Source organism: Mycobacterium venezuelense, assembly GCF_054919535.1.
Genome location: NZ_JBONDW010000026.1, coordinates 1 through 15156 on the forward strand (window position 1 = coordinate 1; position 15156 = coordinate 15156).

At 66.1% G+C, this 15156-nt stretch carries 14 protein-coding genes; 8 read left to right on the forward strand and 6 right to left on the reverse strand.

The genetic code is table 11. The features are described from left to right. Positions 1 to 211: 211 nt before the first annotated feature. The 6 genes from ACRCUN_RS30240 to ACRCUN_RS30265 all read left to right on the forward strand — a co-directional run bounded on the left by ACRCUN_RS30240 (position 212) and on the right by ACRCUN_RS30265 (position 6885). Positions 212 to 1105: a hypothetical protein gene (locus tag ACRCUN_RS30240; RefSeq protein WP_462145309.1), complete on the forward strand. Its 894-nt coding sequence runs from the start codon at positions 212 to 214 to the stop codon at positions 1103 to 1105. 95 nt (positions 1106 to 1200) lie between these two features. After that, on the forward strand, positions 1201 to 2019 hold the full coding sequence (locus tag ACRCUN_RS30245; RefSeq protein ID WP_462145310.1) for a cutinase family protein: 819 nt from the start codon (positions 1201 to 1203) through the stop codon (positions 2017 to 2019). 67 nt (positions 2020 to 2086) lie between these two features. Continuing rightward, complete coding sequence (locus tag ACRCUN_RS30250; RefSeq protein WP_462145311.1) at positions 2087 to 2932, forward strand: SHOCT domain-containing protein; 846 nt, start codon at positions 2087 to 2089, stop codon at positions 2930 to 2932. Between the two features lie 256 nt (positions 2933 to 3188). Further along, positions 3189 to 4709, forward strand: a complete 1521-nt coding sequence (locus tag ACRCUN_RS30255; RefSeq protein WP_462145312.1) for a basic amino acid/polyamine antiporter — start codon at positions 3189 to 3191, stop codon at positions 4707 to 4709. 14 nt (positions 4710 to 4723) lie between these two features. Next, complete coding sequence (locus tag ACRCUN_RS30260; RefSeq protein WP_462145313.1) at positions 4724 to 5971, forward strand: arginine deiminase; 1248 nt, start codon at positions 4724 to 4726, stop codon at positions 5969 to 5971. Positions 5972 to 6033: 62 nt separating this feature from the next. Next, positions 6034 to 6885, forward strand: coding sequence for a mycofactocin-coupled SDR family oxidoreductase (locus ACRCUN_RS30265; RefSeq protein ID WP_462145314.1), 852 nt, complete (start codon positions 6034 to 6036; stop codon positions 6883 to 6885). Between the two features lie 17 nt (positions 6886 to 6902). Here ACRCUN_RS30265 and ACRCUN_RS30270 read toward each other — a convergent pair whose 3' ends face one another. Genes ACRCUN_RS30270 through ddaH form a run of 4 tightly spaced genes read right to left on the reverse strand, consistent with a single transcriptional unit; the run spans position 6903 to position 11427 of the window. Further along, positions 6903 to 7784 (reverse strand): universal stress protein, encoded by an 882-nt coding sequence (locus ACRCUN_RS30270; RefSeq protein ID WP_462145315.1) that lies wholly within the window; start codon positions 7782 to 7784, stop codon positions 6903 to 6905. Next, positions 7781 to 9286, reverse strand: coding sequence for an amino acid permease (locus ACRCUN_RS30275; RefSeq protein WP_462145316.1), 1506 nt, complete (start codon positions 9284 to 9286; stop codon positions 7781 to 7783). The genes ACRCUN_RS30270 and ACRCUN_RS30275 overlap by 4 nt, the downstream gene beginning before the upstream one ends. Before the next feature lie 27 nt (positions 9287 to 9313). Continuing rightward, positions 9314 to 10564: an ornithine--oxo-acid transaminase gene (gene rocD, locus ACRCUN_RS30280; RefSeq protein ID WP_462145317.1), complete on the reverse strand. Its 1251-nt coding sequence runs from the start codon at positions 10562 to 10564 to the stop codon at positions 9314 to 9316. After that, positions 10561 to 11427 (reverse strand): dimethylargininase, encoded by an 867-nt coding sequence (ddaH, locus tag ACRCUN_RS30285; RefSeq protein ID WP_462145318.1) that lies wholly within the window; start codon positions 11425 to 11427, stop codon positions 10561 to 10563. The genes rocD and ddaH overlap by 4 nt, the downstream gene beginning before the upstream one ends. 112 nt (positions 11428 to 11539) lie before the next feature. Here ddaH and ACRCUN_RS30290 point away from each other — a divergent pair, with 112 nt between their 5' ends. Together ACRCUN_RS30290 and ACRCUN_RS30295 are read left to right on the forward strand one after the other, a co-directional pair. Then, entirely contained in the window at positions 11540 to 11986 is a 447-nt protein-coding gene (locus ACRCUN_RS30290; RefSeq protein ID WP_462145319.1) for an Rv2324 family transcriptional regulator, read from the forward strand. A 70-nt stretch (positions 11987 to 12056) separates the two neighbouring features. Next, the gene (locus ACRCUN_RS30295) at positions 12057 to 13241 is read left to right on the forward strand and encodes an FAD-dependent oxidoreductase (RefSeq protein ID WP_462145320.1); all 1185 of its coding nucleotides are present in this window, start codon (positions 12057 to 12059) and stop codon (positions 13239 to 13241) included. Positions 13242 to 13294: 53 nt separating this feature from the next. On the opposite strand, the gene ACRCUN_RS30300 is transcribed toward ACRCUN_RS30295, so the two are convergent. Further along, entirely contained in the window at positions 13295 to 14602 is a 1308-nt protein-coding gene (locus ACRCUN_RS30300) for a VOC family protein (protein WP_462145321.1), read from the reverse strand. Next, positions 14599 to 15114: an RNA polymerase sigma factor gene (locus ACRCUN_RS30305; protein WP_462145322.1), complete on the reverse strand. Its 516-nt coding sequence runs from the start codon at positions 15112 to 15114 to the stop codon at positions 14599 to 14601. The genes ACRCUN_RS30300 and ACRCUN_RS30305 overlap by 4 nt, the downstream gene beginning before the upstream one ends. Between the last annotated feature and the right edge of the window lie 42 nt (positions 15115 to 15156).

Below are 15156 nucleotides of genomic sequence, written 5' to 3' on the forward strand. Positions count from 1 at the left end.
CCCCATCCCGCCCCCCCCCCGAAGGGGTGGGCGCCGCTTTGTTTTTGGCGATGTAGGTGATTCGCCTCACCTTCAGCCGAGCGACATGGGAATTTTGCGTGCGCAACGACCGCGGAGCCGCCAATTTCGCGTGGCGCGGTGATAGTTTGCCGAGGGAGCGTTGTCGAAAAGTAGTAGCCCGCACAGTTGATCGCTACGAGTCGAGGTATCAGTGGACGTCGATGTAACCGAACCGATCCCGGAGGTGACCACGCTCGCCGAGCGGTTCCAGGGGCAGCTCAGCCCGTCGCGCATCATCGCGGGCATCTCGACAACCGTTGCCGTCGTCGCGGTCGGCGCGCTCATCTGGGTGACCGGACAGCAGCCGGACACCGCGCCAACCGAGAGCCCGAGCCCGGCCGTCGCGTCCGGGCCCGCCGCGCAGGCACAACCGGTGGCCGCACACCCAGCGGCACCGCAAGCCGCGCCGCCCGCACCACCGGCTCCGCCGGCACCGGCGCCAACCCCGTCGGCGGCGCCGGCCACCAGCTCGACGGGCGGAGTCGCCGATCTGTTCAAGCCGCCGGCGGCAGCCGCGCCAGGCTCTCCCTCGACGGCCGAGGCATCCGGCGATTCGCAGGCACCCGCGATCTCCTGGCCTTCGTTCGACACCGGATTCCGCCCACCGGACGCCTCGTGGGCGCCCAATCTGGTCGCGGCGAATGCGGCCCCCAGCGCGGACGCGGTCATCGCCGCTGTGTCGGGCACAGCGGGATGGGTCGGCGGCGGCGCGCTCGACGTGTTGGGCGACATCATCATCGCGTCGAGCAACAGCCGTCAGAATCCCGGCGCGCCCGCACCGACCAGCCTTGCCGCGCTGATGTTGGGGCCTGCCGCGACCGCGGGCACCGGTCTGCCGAGCCTGCCACCGCCACCTGCGGTGGACTGGTCGAAACTGCCTCCGCCGAACGTGGACTGGTCCAAGATCCCGCCGCCGCAGATGCCGCAGGTGGATTGGTCGAAGATCCCGCCGCCTCAGATGCCGCCGCCCCCGCAGATGCCGCGGATCGAGGATCCGTTCGCCAAGCTGCCGAGCATCACGCGCGCGGTCGGCCTGCCGTTCTGACCGGCCGGCGCCTCCGGCCGGCTGCGTGTCCATGTAACGCATGTGACCGTTGAGGCGATGAACCACCCGTACACCACGGGTAGGGGGTTCGGCTGATGTTTCGACGGTTTAGTGCGGTGGTCAGCGCCGCGGCAGTCGCTGGTGCGGCGTTGATCGGTCTGACGACGGCGACGGCATCAGCGGTTCCCGAATGCCCGGACGTGCACTGGATCGGCGTCGCCGGCTCCGGCGAGCGCACCGATCCGGCGGTCAACGGGGGCATGGGCCGCGTGGTCTACCAATCCCTGCAGGACTTCTCGCGCCTGGTGCAGCAAGACGGCCGCACCATGACAGCTGAGGCGGTCGTCTATCCGGCGACCGAGGTGCCCGCCGACGGCGACTTGCTCGGCTGGGGCGGCTTCATGGGCAGCGTGGACACCGGTGTGGCAGCGCTGGGCAGTCAGTACGCGGCATTCACCCAGCGGTGCCCGGCGACATCGGTGGTGCTGGCCGGTTACTCGCAAGGCGCGATGGTGGTTCACCGCAACCTGCATGCCCTGGCAGCAAGCCCCAATCTGGCCGCCGCACTGTTGGTTGCCGACGGCGACCGGTTGCCGACGGACCCCACCATCAACCTGGGCACCGTCACTGGCGTTCCCGGTGCGGGTAAGGGTGTCGCGCAGGACTGGCCGATTCTGGCTCACGCCCCGGCAGCCTTGCCGGTGTCGGTCGGAAGCCGCACGATCAGTGTGTGCAATCTCGGTGACGCCGTGTGCGACTACGACCCGGAGGCCGAAGAGGTGACGGCAGCCGCGATCGCCGTGCATACCAACTATGCCACCGCAGGCGGCGGGCAGCTGCCCTGGACCTGGACGCTGTACCAGCTGGCCTCGCGCTCGGCGATGGGCAGCCAAACGGTGCCGGCCGGCACCTGATACATCCCGCCTGACCGGGCGCTCGACGCTACGCTGATTGCGTCGAGCGCGACGACAGGAGCAGGCGATGTCCACATTGTGGCGGTATGTCCGTATCCAGGCATTCGTTCTGCTGTGCGGGATCGTCGGGCCCATATTCCTGACGATCTACTTCGTGAGCGGCGCTCAGCCCATGATGAAGTGGATGTTCTGGGCGGGGCTGCTGATCACCGCCGTCGATGTGCTGATCGCCCTGGGGATCACGGCCTACGGGTCGAAGGCCGCGGCCAAGAACCAGCAGCTCGAGCAACAGGGCGTGCTCGCGCTCGCGCAGGTCACCGGCATTCAGGAGACCAACACCCGGATCAACGAACAGCCACTGGTGAAGCTCGATCTGCAGATCTCCGGGCCGGGCATTGCGCCGTTCGCAACCCAGGACCGAGTGATCGCATCCGTTACGCGATTGCCGATGATCACCAACCGCCGACTCGTCGCCATCGTCGATCCGACCACGCACGAGTATCGGATCGACTGGGAGAGAAGCAGTTTGATCAGCGGTCTGATGCCCGCGACGTTCACGGTGGCCGAGGACAACGCCACCTATGATCTGACCGGCCAAACCGAGCCCCTGATGGAGATCCTGCAGATTCTCAAGGCGCACAACATCGGAATGAACAACATGATCGATCTGCGCGCCAATCCCGCGGCGCGCGAACAAGTGCAGGCAGTGGTGAGACGCGCGGCCGCCCAGAAGACCGCTGCGCAACCCGCACCGCAGGCCGCGCAGGCCGCTCCGGCGGCCGCGCCCTTCATGGTCCCGCCGGAACCGTCGACCGCGCAACGCCTGCAGGAACTCGAGACGTTGCGTGCCACGGGCGCCGTCACCGAAGCCGAATACACCGCCAAGCGGCAACAGATAATCGCCGATCTGTAGCCGCCGTGCCATCTGGCGGTGGTAACGTCGCCGCGTGTGCGGCTGAATTCAACGCAGGCACACGATAAATGATCGCAACGCCGGCGTCCCGAGCGGTTCCCCCATCGTTGCTGGCTGGTGCACTCGGTCCGGCCGTCAACAGCACTCCGTGGCCAAACACCCTTGTCAACATCGCTTCTGCGCTGCGTGACGTGGTCTACCGTTACACCGGGATCAAGATCGTCAAGCTGCCTACTCACAGAGTTGGAGACGAGCCATGACCGCGACCGAGGAACAGACCGAGAAGGCTGACGGGAAAGTCAGTCTGCCCACGCTGACGGCGATGGTGGTCGGATCGATGATCGGGTCGGGTGTCTTCCTGCTGCCGCGCCGATTCGGAGCCGAGTCCGGTGTCGCGGGCGCGTTGATCGCGTGGACGATCGCCGGTACCGGAATGTTGATGCTTGCCTTCGTCTTTCAGCGACTGGCCAATCGTAAGCCCGATCTGGACGCGGGTGTTTACGCCTACGCCAAGGCCGGCTTCGGTGACTACGTCGGTTTCAACTCGGCGTTCGGATTCTGGGCCTCGGCCTGCGCCGGTAACACGTCGTACTGGGTGCTGATCATGGCGACGGCCAGCGCATTGTTTCCGGCGCTCGGATCCGGGGACACGGTGGTGGCCGTGCTCATCTCGTCGGTCGGGGTGTGGCTGTTCTGCTTTCTGATCCTGCGGGGTGTCAAAGAGGCGGCGATCATCAACCGGATCGCCACGTTCGCCAAAGTCGTCCCCATTCTGGTGTTCATCGTCATCACGGTCATCGCCTTCCAGGCCGATGTGTTCACTGCGAACTTCTGGGGCGGCGACGGGAACTACTCGTGGAACGCGTTGTTCGAACAAGCCAAAGGCACGATGCTCATCACGGTCTTCGTGTTCTTGGGCATTGAGGGCGCCAGCGTTTACTCGCGATTCGCGCGCAAGCGCGAGCACGTCGGGCGCGCGACTGTCATCGGATTCTTGTCTGTGCTCGCGGTGTTCATGCTGGTGACGCTGTGTTCCTACGGCGTGATGCCGCAGGAGGAACTCGGTCAGGTCGACGACCCGCCGATGGCCGCCGTACTGGAATCGGTGGTGGGTCCGTGGGGTTCGGTCTTCATTCGGGTCGGAGTGCTGTTGTCGGTACTTGGCGCGTACCTGGCCTGGACACTGATGGCGGCCGAGATTCTCTATCTCCCGGCGAAGAACGACGACATGCCGAAGTTTCTGACCCGCACCAACTCTCACGGTGCACCCGTCGCGGCCCTGATCATGGCGACCGGTTTGGTTCAACTGCTGCTCGTCCTCGTGCTCTTCACCGCCAATGCACTGGACTTCATGCTGGATCTGACCGCGGCGCTGGCGTTGATTCCCTACCTGCTGGCCGCCGCGTACGCGCTCAAGCTCACGATCACGCGGGAGACGTACGCTGATCGCCGGTCGTTGGTACCGGACATGATCGTGGCGGCGGTGGCCACGGCGTACACGTTGTTCCTGCTCTACGCGGCAGGCCTGGATCATCTGCTGCTGTCGTGTCTGCTCTATGCGCCGGGAGCAGTGCTCTACGCGATAGCGCGGCGGGAGCGCGGACTCCGCATTTTCCGGCCCGCCGAGGCGTTGCTCTGCGGCGCAATCGTGATCGGTGCGATTGTCGCCGTGGTGAGCCTGGCGACTGGCGCGATCACACTCGATCTGCCGAATCCGGTGGAGCCGACAGGACTTGTGCATCTGCCGGACCCGGCAGAGACGACCGGCGTCAAGTGATCGAAAGGACTGAGATGACTAATCCTTCAGATAGCTACGGCGTGCACTCCGAAGTGGGCAAGCTGCGCAAGGTGTTGGTGTGCTCACCCGGGCTGGCCCATGAACGGCTGACGCCCACCAACTGCGACGACCTGTTGTTCGATGATGTGCTGTGGGTGCAGAACGCGCGCCGCGACCACTTCGACTTCATGGACAAGATGCGCGACCGCGACGTCGAGGTGGTCGAGCTGCACAACCTGCTCACCGAGACCATGGATATCCCGGAAGCCAGGGCGTGGTTGCTCGATCGCAAGATCGTCGCGAACGAGGTCGGCCTCGGTCTGGTCGACGACACCCGCGGCTTCCTGAACTCGCTGACGTCACGCCGGCTGTCCGAACTCCTGATCGGTGGCATGTCGATCCGCGATCTGCCGGCCGAGATGCAGTCGGGCTACCGCGCTTTGGCGCGCGAGGCCACTGGTGTCACCGAGTACCTCATGCCTCCGCTGCCCAACACGCTCTACACGCGGGACACCACGTGCTGGATCTACGGCGGGCTGACGCTCAACCCGTTGTTCTGGCCGGCCCGGCACGACGAGACCCTGTTGATGAAGGCGATCTACGAATTTCATCCGGACTACGTCGGTTCGACGGTGTGGTGGGGCGATCCGGAAGAAAGCTGGGGTCTGTCGACGATCGAGGGCGGCGACGTCATGGTGCCCGGCAACGGCGTCGTACTGATCGGCATGAGCGAGCGCACCTCGCGTCAGGCGATCACGCAGGTTGCGGCTGAGCTGTTCGCGGCGGAGGCGGCGGAGAAGGTGATCGTCGCGGGCATGCCGAAACTGCGCTCGGCCATGCACCTCGACACGGTGTTCACATTCGCCGACCGCGATGTCGTGACGATCTATCCGGGCATCGTCGATTCGATCGAGCCGTTCATCCTGCATCCCAGCGACAGCGACCCGGGCGTGGAGGTCGAGGAGGCCACCAAGCCCTTCGTCGAGACCGTCGCCGATTCGCTGGGGTTGGGCAGTCTGCGCGTCGTCGAAACAGGTGGCACCGCCTACGACTCGGAGCGCCAGCAGTGGGACAGCGGTAACAACCTCGTCGCCGTCGAACCGGGGGTCGTCTTCGCCTATGACCGCAACACCCACACCAACTCGCTGTTGCGCAAGGCCGGGGTCGAGGTGATCACCATCGTCGGTGCCGAGCTCGGCCGTGGACGCGGCGGCGGGCACTGCATGACCTGCCCGATCATCCGCGATCCACTCGATTGGTAGGGATCTGGAACACGTTCTACTTTGGCTGTTAGCCTGGGCCGGGGATCACGAAAGGACCGGTGATGGCGGCAGACAGTGGATCGCTCGAAGGGCGCGTGGCATTCATAACCGGGGCTGCCCGGGGGCAGGGTCGTGCGCATGCGATCAGGCTGGCCAACGAGGGTGCCGACATCATCGCGATCGACGTGTGCGCCGCGGTCGACGACACCATCACCTACCCGCCTGCGACGTCGCAGGAGCTCGCCGAGACGGTCAGCGCGGTCGAGGCGACGGGCCGTAAAGTGCTGGCGCGCGAGGTCGACATCCGCGACCTGGCGGCCCAACAGCAGGTGGTGGCCGACGGTATCGAGCAGTTCGGCCGGCTCGACATCGTGGTGGCCAATGCCGGTGTCCTCAGCTGGGGCAGGCTGTTCGAGATGTCTCCCGAGCAGTTCGACACCGTCATCGACGTGAATCTCAACGGCACCTGGCGGACCATCCGGGCCGCGGTGCCCGCGATGATCGAAGCGGGCAACGGCGGATCCATCATCATCGTGAGCTCGTCAGCCGGTCTCAAGGCGACCCCGGGCAACGGTCACTACGCAGCGTCCAAGCACGGGTTGGTCGCGTTGACCAACGCATTGGCGTTGGAGGTGGGGGAGTACGGCATCCGGGTCAACTCCATCCACCCGTACTCGATCAACACCCCGATGATCGAGCCCGAGGCGATGGCCCAGGTGTTCGCGAAGTACCCGAGCTACCTGCACAGCTTCGCCCCGATGCCGTTGCAGCCGGTAGGGCAGTCCGACGGGGGACGCGCGACCTTCATGACTCCGGAAGAGGTGTCGGACGTGGTCGCGTGGTTGGCCGGTGACGGCTCGGCGACACTGTCGGGCAGTCAGATCGCCGTCGACCGCGGCGTGATGAAGTACTGATTTCCTAGGCTCGCAGCCTAACCGGGCAGCACGAGCACCGGAACGGGGCTGTGCCGCAGGATCTTCGATGCGCGCTCACCGAGGAACACCCGGGCCACCACACCGGCGGGCGTGGTGCCGATGGCCAAAATCTCACCCTCGAGCCAGTCGACGGCGTCGAGTGCCTCGTCCCAGCCGTCGCCGGTGACGACCTCCAGTTCGACGTCGTCGGGGACGATCTTGTCGGTTTTCAACTGCTGCAACGATTCCCGCGCCTGACCGGCCCACTCCTGGAGCAGGGTGTCTTCGGTTTGCAGCCCCACGAGCGGCGGATACATGCTGCGACCGCGAACGGCGAACGTCACCACCCGCATCGAGGTGTCCAACCGTTCGGTGAGGGATGCGATTCGCCGCACCACACCGACGGACTCGCGGGTTCCCGGGTATGCACACGTTATCCGGGACAGCGCACCGCTTTTCGGCCTGCGGTATCCGCGCGGGCTGATCGCCAGCGGAACCGGGCAGGAGTGCAGCAGCCGATCGGCGGTCGAACCGACCACCACCTGCCCGAGCTTGCCGTCCGCAGCCGAACCCAGCACCAACGCGTCCGCGTCCAGCGACGCGACGGCCTCCAGCAGACCGTCCGAAACCGACCGGTGCGCGAACTTGTGGAAGCTGACCTCCAATTTGTCGTCGAGGGCGGTGATGCGCTCGCGAGCCTGTTCCGCCGACGAGGCCGCCAGTTGTGCTGCGTACTGGGCGAATTCGGCGTCGATGCGCGCCGGCGACGGCGTCATCCACGGCCGCGGTACGACGGTTGCCACGGCCAACGACGTTTCGAGAGTCCGGGCCGCGCCGACGGCCAGGTGCAGGGCCGATGACCCGCCCTTGCCCGCCAGATAGCCGACCAGAACCGTCATGCGCGATCCTCGGGCCGCGTCGTCATCACATCGTCCTCGCCGGCGGCCGCGCCGGGGATGTAACCGTCGCCGCCGTCGTTCAGCGCGCTGTGGTGACGGCTCCACACCAGGTAGAACACCAACACCGCGCTGACCCACAAGCCGAACCACAGCCACGTGATAGCGGGCAGTCCGTACAACACGAACAGACAGGCCGCGACCGACAGGATCGGCGTCACGGGATATCCGGGAACCTCGAACGAGCGGGGCAGGTCCGGTTCGCGGATTCGCAGGATGATCACGCCGAGCGACACCACGATGAACGCGATCAGTGTGCCGATCGACACCAGGTCCCACAGGTAGTCGAGAGGCACGAACCCCGCCAGCGTGCCGGTGACAACGGCCACGATGATGGTGTTGTTCACCGGGGTCATACTGCGGGGATTCACTTTCGCGAAAAGCGGTGGCAGCAGGCCGTCGCGGCCCATGGCGAACAGGATGCGCGTCTGGCCGTACATCACCACGAGGGTCACCGAGAAAATCGAGATGACCGCTCCCGCAGCCAGAATCGTGCTGGCCCAGGTCTGGCCGTGCAAGATGTTCGTCAGCATCACCGACAAACCGGCTTCGGCTTGTTCGTCAGATCCGAACTCATCGGCGGACTGGGTGCCCAGGCCGGCGAATGCCACAAGCACGTAGACGCTCGTGACGACGATCAATGCCCCGATGATCGCTCGCGGCATGGTTCTCTGTGGGTCCTTCACCTCGTCGCCTGCCGTTGACACGGCGTCGAGGCCGATGAAGGTGAAGAAGATCGTGCTGGCGGCCGCGGTGATGCCGACGAATCCCTTGTCCCAGAAGCCCGCGAAGTGATCGGTCGTGAAAGCGGTGAACGCCACCGCGATGAACAGGCCGAGCACAGCGAGTTTGAGGATCACCATGATGGTGTTGACCAGTGCCGATTCGCTTGCCCCACGGATCAGCAGCAGCGCGCACATGAAGATCAGAAGCGTGGCGGGCAGGTTCATGATGCCCGGCGCCTCACCCCATGGCGCGGCGGTCAGCGCGTGCGGCAGCCGGAATCCGAACAGGTTGTCGAGCAGCTGGTTCAGGTACCCGCCCCAGCCGATCGCGGTCGCCGACATCGAAACGCCGTATTCCAGTAGTAGACAGGCCGCAACGCCCATGGCCACGAATTCGCCCATCGTGGTGTACGCGTACGAATAGGTGGAGCCGGAAACCGGTACGGCGGAGGCCATTTCCGCGTAGCAGATGGCCGATAGGCCGGCCGCGACACCGGCGAGCACGAACGACACGATGACGGCCGGGCCTGCCTCGGGGACGGCCTGCTGCAGCACGATGAATATGCCGGTGCCGACGGTCGCGCCGACTCCGAACAGGGTCAGCTGGAATGTGCCGAGACTTCGTTTCAGGTGGTCGGAGGCGCCGTGGGCGACCGGGGCCCCGATGACGGGCCTTCGGCGCAGCATCTGTCCCGTCAGGCTGGTGGCTGGGGCTGACATCGTGCCTCCTAGGTGCCGGTCAGGCGATTATGGGCGCGCCTGCCTCAGCGTGTCGGCAAATTGGTCAACGGCCCAGTCGATTTCCTCGGCCGTGACGACCAGCGGCGGAGCGAACCGCAGCGTGGAGCCGTGGGTGTCCTTGACCAGCACGCCTCGATCGGCCAGGCCCATACTGAGCTGCTTGCCGGTGCCGAGCGCGGGGTCGATGTCGACACCCGCCCACAGTCCGAGCCCGCGCACCGCGAGCACACCGTGACCGATGAGCCCGCTGAGTCGCTCGTGCAGACGCGCGCCCAGTTCGGCTGACTTGACCTGAAATTCGCCGCGTTGCAGCATCGCGACCACGGTGCTGCCGATCGCCGCCGCCAACGGATTGCCGCCGAACGTCGACCCGTGCTCGCCGGGATGCAGCACGCCGAGCACGTCACGGTCGGCGACAACCGCCGACAACGGCACGACACCGCCGCCGAGCGCCTTGCCGAGCAGATACACGTCGGGCACCACACCCCAGTGGTCACAGGCGAAGGTGCGGCCGGTGCGGGCCAGCCCGGACTGGATCTCGTCGGCGATCATCAAAACGGTGCGCTGCGTGCAGATTTTGCGCACACGGGGCAGGAAGTCGTCGGGCGGAACGATGATGCCCGCTTCGCCTTGGATCGGTTCGATCAGAACGGCGACGGTGTTCTCGTCGATCGCGTCGGCCAGTGCGGCCGGATCGCCGAACGGCACCGAGCGGAATCCCGGTGTGTACGGGCCGAAGCCGCGACGTGCGGACTCGTCGTCGGAGAAGCTGATGATCGTGGTGGTGCGGCCGTGGAAGTTGTTGCGGGCCACCACGATATTGCTCTGTCCGGCTGGAACGTTCTTGACGTCGGTGCCCCATTTGCGGGCGACCTTGATGCCGCTCTCGACGGCTTCGGCGCCGCTGTTCATCGGCAGCACCATGTCCTTGCCGCACATCTCGGCCAGCGCTTCGGCGAACGGGCCCAGCCGGTCCGAGTGGAATGCGCGACTCACCAACGTCAGTCGATCCAACTGTGCGTGTGCGGTCGCGATGATCTCCGGATTACGGTGGCCGAAGTTCACCGCCGAATACGCGGCCAGGCAGTCGAGATACCGTCGACCGGTGACATCGGTGATCCAGGCCCCTTCGGCGCTCGCGGCCACCACCGGCAGTGGCGAGTAGTTGTGCGCGACATGGCGATCGTCGAGTTCGATCGCCGCCGCTGTGGCGGTGGCTGAGGTGGCCTCGTTGCCCACGCTGTCCAGGATGGTCATGAATGAAGCTCCAAGGTGCAGCATTTGACGGATCCGCCGCCTTTGAGAAGTTCGGTCAGGTCGACACCGATCGGCTCGAACCCGGCCTGGCGAAGTTGGTCGGCGAATCCCGTGGCCGCGGCGGGTAGTACGACATGCCTTCCGTCGGACACGACATTGAGGCCGAGCACATAGGCGTCGGCGGTCGCGACTTCGATCGCATCACTGAACAGTTGCCGCAGGCGTTCGCGGGAGGCGTCGCTGAAGGCAGGCGGGTAGTAGGCGACAGTCGTGTCGTCGAGCACGGCGAGGGCGGTGTCGAGGTGGTAGAAGCGCGGATCGACGAGCTCGAGGCTCTCGACCGGCAGCCCGGTCAGTGCGGCGATCTCGTCGTGGGCTCGACGGTCGGTCCGAAATCCCCAGCCAGCCAACACGGTTGACCCGACGAGCAACAGGTCGCCCTGGCCTTCGTTGATGTGCTGGGTGGTCAGCGGCTCGAACCCGCGCTGGGTCATCCACTCCGCATAGGCGTCGGCCTCGGCTGCGCGTTGCGGATAGGCGAATCGCGCGACGACGGCGGTGCGCCCGACGAGAAATCCGCCGTTCGCCGCATAGACCATGTCCGGTAGGCCCGCGCGCGGCGTCACGAGGTCGACGCTGTGGCCGAGGTCGGCGTAGATGCCGCGCAACTCGTGCCACTGCGCCAGCGCGCGTTCGGTGTCGACGGGTGTGGACGTGTCCATCCACGGGTTGATGGCGTATTCGACGGTGAAGTGCTCGGGTGCCGTCATGGCGTAGTGACGGGTGCTGGATTTGCGTGCATGGGGCGGTGCGGCGACGTCAGTGGGCATGACAGCGGGCATGACATCGTCGGAAATCGTCATGAATCGACGATATGAAGCCATGATCACGCAATCAATCACTGCTTGTTGCTTATGATCCATCAATACGTTGCATAAATCTGAGGATCGCGGCAATTTGTTGCGTGGAGGCGACATGGACCGGTTGGACGAGACCGACGAGCGGATTCTGGCCGAGCTCGCCGAGCACGCGAGAGCCACGTACGCCGAGATCGGCCAGCGGGTGAACCTCTCGGCGCCTGCGGTCAAACGACGCGTGGACCGCATGGTGACCGACGGCGTGATCCGCGGCTTCACCACCGTGGTCGACCGCAACGTGCTCGGCTGGCGCACCGAGGCCTACGTACAGGTGTTCTGCCACGGCACAATTGCGCCCGATCAGCTGCGCGCGGCGTGGGTGGACATACCCGAGATCGTGAGCGCGGCGACCGTGACCGGCACCGCCGACGCCATCCTGCATGTGCTGGCACGGGACATGCGACACCTCGAGGAGGCGCTCGAACGCATCCGCTCGTCGGCCGACATCGAGCGCAGCGAGAGCATCGTGGTGCTGTCGAACATCATCGAACGGGCGCATGGGTGAAGCAGCTCATTGACCGGCGCAAATGTAGGGTGGCGCACAACGCTCCTGGCCCATCGTGTAAAAACCCCACGTGACTTCATCTTCGCAATCCGGGGGCGTTGTGATCGTCGGCGGCGGTCTGGCAGCGGCCCGGACTGCCGAGCAACTGCGCCGTTCGGAGTACGCCGGGGCCATCACGATCGTCAGCGACGAGGACCATCTGCCGTACGACCGGCCGCCGCTGTCGAAAGAGGTGCTGCGCGCCGAGACCGACGACGTCACGCTCAAGCCGGCCGAGTTCTACGCCGAGAACGACATCACGCTGCGGCTGGGTTCGGCGGCGCAGTCGGTGGACACCACCGCCAAGACCGTGAAGCTGGCCGACGGTAGCGAATTGGGCTACGACGAGCTCGTCATCGCGACCGGCCTCGTGCCGAAGCGGATTCGCTCATTCCCGGACCTGCCCGGCATCCGGGTATTGCGCTCCTACGACGAGAGCTTGGCCTTGCGCCAGGACGCCGGTAAGGCTCGGCGCGCGGTGGTGGTGGGTGCCGGGTTCATCGGCTGTGAGGTGGCGGCGAGCCTGCGCAAGCTCGGTGTCGACGTGGTTCTGGTGGAACCGCAGCCGACGCCGTTGGCTTCGGTGCTCGGCGAGACGATCGGGGCCCTGGTGACGCGGCTGCACGAGGCTGAGGGCGTGGACGTGCGGTGCGGTGTCGGAGTGACCGAGGTGCGCGGCTCGGAGCAGGTGGAGCAGGTGGTGCTTGGCGACGGCACCGAACTCGACGCCGATCTGGTGGTCGTGGGCATCGGCTCGCATCCGGCTGTCGACTGGCTCGAAGGCAGCGGTATCGAACTCGACAACGGCGTGGTGTGCGACGAAGTCGGGAGGGCCAGTGCGCCGCACGTGTGGGCGATCGGCGATGTCGCGTCATGGCGCGACCACGTGGGAGATCAAGCGCGGGTTGAACATTGGAGCAACGTCGCCGACCAGGCGCGGGCGCTCGTGCCTGCGCTGCTCGGCCGGGAATCCTCAGCCGTGGTGTCGGTGCCGTACTTCTGGAGCGACCAGTACGACGTCAAGATCCAATGCCTTGGCGAGCCTGAGGCCGACGATGTCGTACATGTCGTCGAGGATGACGGCCGCAAGTTCCTCGCTTACTACGAGCGCGGTGGCGTGCTGGTCGGCGTCGTCGGCGGTGGTATGCCCGGCAAGGTCATGAAGGCCCGCGGCAAGATCGCTGCCGGCGCGCCCATCTCCGACGTTATTTCCTAGCGATTTGTGCACGTTCAGCGGCGGTGAGCGCCGCTGAACGTGCACAAATCGCTTCAGAACTGGCCTAGATAGAACCGGCTGCCCTGGTCGTCGGCGCACATGGCCGTGAATCCGTACGGTTGCTGGGCGGGTTCCTGCAGCACGGTGCCCCCGGCCTCACGTACCCGATCCACCGCGGCTTCGACGTCGGCGACGGTCCACATCGGCACGGTCGTCGCAGCGGCGCTGCCGCCGGCCATGCCCGACATCGGCTGGCTGCCCTGCACGCCCCAGCCGTCGTCGACACGACCGGGTTCGAACGTCCAGAACAGCACACGGCTGTAGAACGCCTTGAACGCCGTCGAGTCGGGGACTTCGTAGGTGATGTACGAAAGTTCGCCTGGCCCTGCACCGTTCATCTCGGGCCTAGGGGTGCCCGGAGCCGGCGCGAACACCGCGAACGGTGTCCCGGCCGGATCGGTGGCGTCCAGCACGGTGCCGAAGCCGAACTCCCGAACCTGGCCGGGTTGACCGCCGCCTGCGGTGATCGCCTGGCGCGCGCCGTCCAGGTCGGTCACGGCGTAGCAGCAGAACATCGTGGGCCTCCCCGCGACGCTGAAGATGCCGATGTGCTGCTTGGTGTTGGTGACCTGACCGGTGGCGGCGTCGTACGTCCAGCCGAGCACGTGTCCGTAGAACGCGGCAGCGCGGGCGGCGTCCGGTACCCACACCGACACATAGCCGACGTCGCCATGCTGGATCGGCGTGGCCGACCCCGTCGTGGGCCCCGACAGCATCCAGCGATGACCGGACGGATCGATGATCGCCGCGCTGCGGGCGCCGTAGTTCTCATACGGTTCGCGCTGCACGTGCGCACCCAGGGTGCGAGCCCGTTCCAGCGCGGCATCGGTGTCCGGTACATGCAGCATGAGGCTCACCGAGTTGGCTTGTGGCGCAGGAGCTCTGAGCCCGATCTCGGGGTATTCGTCGGCCAGGTACAGTACCCCACCGCCGAGCGAGAGCTCGGCGTGGCCGATGCGGCCGTCGTCCATCACGATGGGTTCACCGACTTGGACCGCGCCCAAAGCCTCGATATACCAGGCGATTGCGGCGCGGGCGTCGGGCACGGTGAGGTACGGAACCGCGGCGGGCGGCGTGGTGGATGTGGCGGCGGGCCGCGGCGGCGCTGAGGCGGTGGTCGTGGGCTCGTTGAGCTCAGCGATGGCGGTGTCGGTGCCGGTCATGACTACTCCTTCGGTTCGATTGGGCAGCGTGAGCGCCGATTCCAAACGCCCGCGCAACCGGGCGGCGAACTCTGGATCCGGGGCAACCGGAAGCTCGCCGTCACTCAGCACGGTCAGCGGATCGTGGCTGTTTCTCATGACGTCCCTCCCTCCGGTTGCGGGTATTGCGCTCGGAATGCTCGGCGGGCCCGCACCAGTAGGGCCTCGGTGGCGTGCACGGTGCGGCCGATCAACTCAGCGCATTCGGGCACCGTGCAGTCGTCCATGTAGCGCAGTGCCAGCACGGTGCGATGTTGTTCGGGCAGTCTTGCCAGAACACTTTCGGCCACGATGCGATCGAGTTCGGCATCCCAGTCGTCGGCCGGATCCACCGGTTCGGGCAGTTCGGCCACCGGGATGTTGAACCGGTCGTGTCGCCGCCGGTAGTGATCGGCGAGCTTGTGGCGTGCCACGCCGATCAGCCAGGGCACCGATAGCGGCGGCGGTGACGGCTTGCGGGCGGCATCCATCGCCGCCAGGAAGGTCTCCGACGTCAGATCCTCGGCAGTTCCGCGGTCACCGCAACGCCGGATGAAGTACCCGTACACGACCGGCAGGGCTTCGTCGTAAAGCGTCAGCAGTGCTCGCGGAGCGTCAGTCTCGGCGCTCACATCCCTATCGTCGCCGCGGGCGCCCAAACTCCGACGGGTTCG

Bases quoted from the DNA above. Each gene is read 5' to 3' on its own strand.
- ACRCUN_RS30245 (WP_462145310.1), top strand. From the start codon at position 1,201: ATGTTTCGACGGTTTAGTGCGGTGGTCAGCGCCGCGGCAGTCGCTGGT.
- ACRCUN_RS30250 (WP_462145311.1), top strand. From the start codon at position 2,087: ATGTCCACATTGTGGCGGTATGTCCGTATCCAGGCATTCGTTCTGCTG.
- ACRCUN_RS30255 (WP_462145312.1), top strand. From the start codon at position 3,189: ATGACCGCGACCGAGGAACAGACCGAGAAGGCTGACGGGAAAGTCAGT.
- ACRCUN_RS30260 (WP_462145313.1), top strand. From the start codon at position 4,724: ATGACTAATCCTTCAGATAGCTACGGCGTGCACTCCGAAGTGGGCAAG.
- ACRCUN_RS30265 (WP_462145314.1), top strand. From the start codon at position 6,034: ATGGCGGCAGACAGTGGATCGCTCGAAGGGCGCGTGGCATTCATAACC.
- ACRCUN_RS30270 (WP_462145315.1), bottom strand. From the start codon at position 7,784: ATGACGGTTCTGGTCGGCTATCTGGCGGGCAAGGGCGGGTCATCGGCC.
- ACRCUN_RS30275 (WP_462145316.1), bottom strand. From the start codon at position 9,286: ATGTCAGCCCCAGCCACCAGCCTGACGGGACAGATGCTGCGCCGAAGG.
- rocD (WP_462145317.1), bottom strand. From the start codon at position 10,564: ATGACCATCCTGGACAGCGTGGGCAACGAGGCCACCTCAGCCACCGCC.
- ddaH (WP_462145318.1), bottom strand. From the start codon at position 11,427: ATGACGATTTCCGACGATGTCATGCCCGCTGTCATGCCCACTGACGTC.
- ACRCUN_RS30290 (WP_462145319.1), top strand. From the start codon at position 11,540: ATGGACCGGTTGGACGAGACCGACGAGCGGATTCTGGCCGAGCTCGCC.
- ACRCUN_RS30300 (WP_462145321.1), bottom strand. From the start codon at position 14,602: ATGAGAAACAGCCACGATCCGCTGACCGTGCTGAGTGACGGCGAGCTT.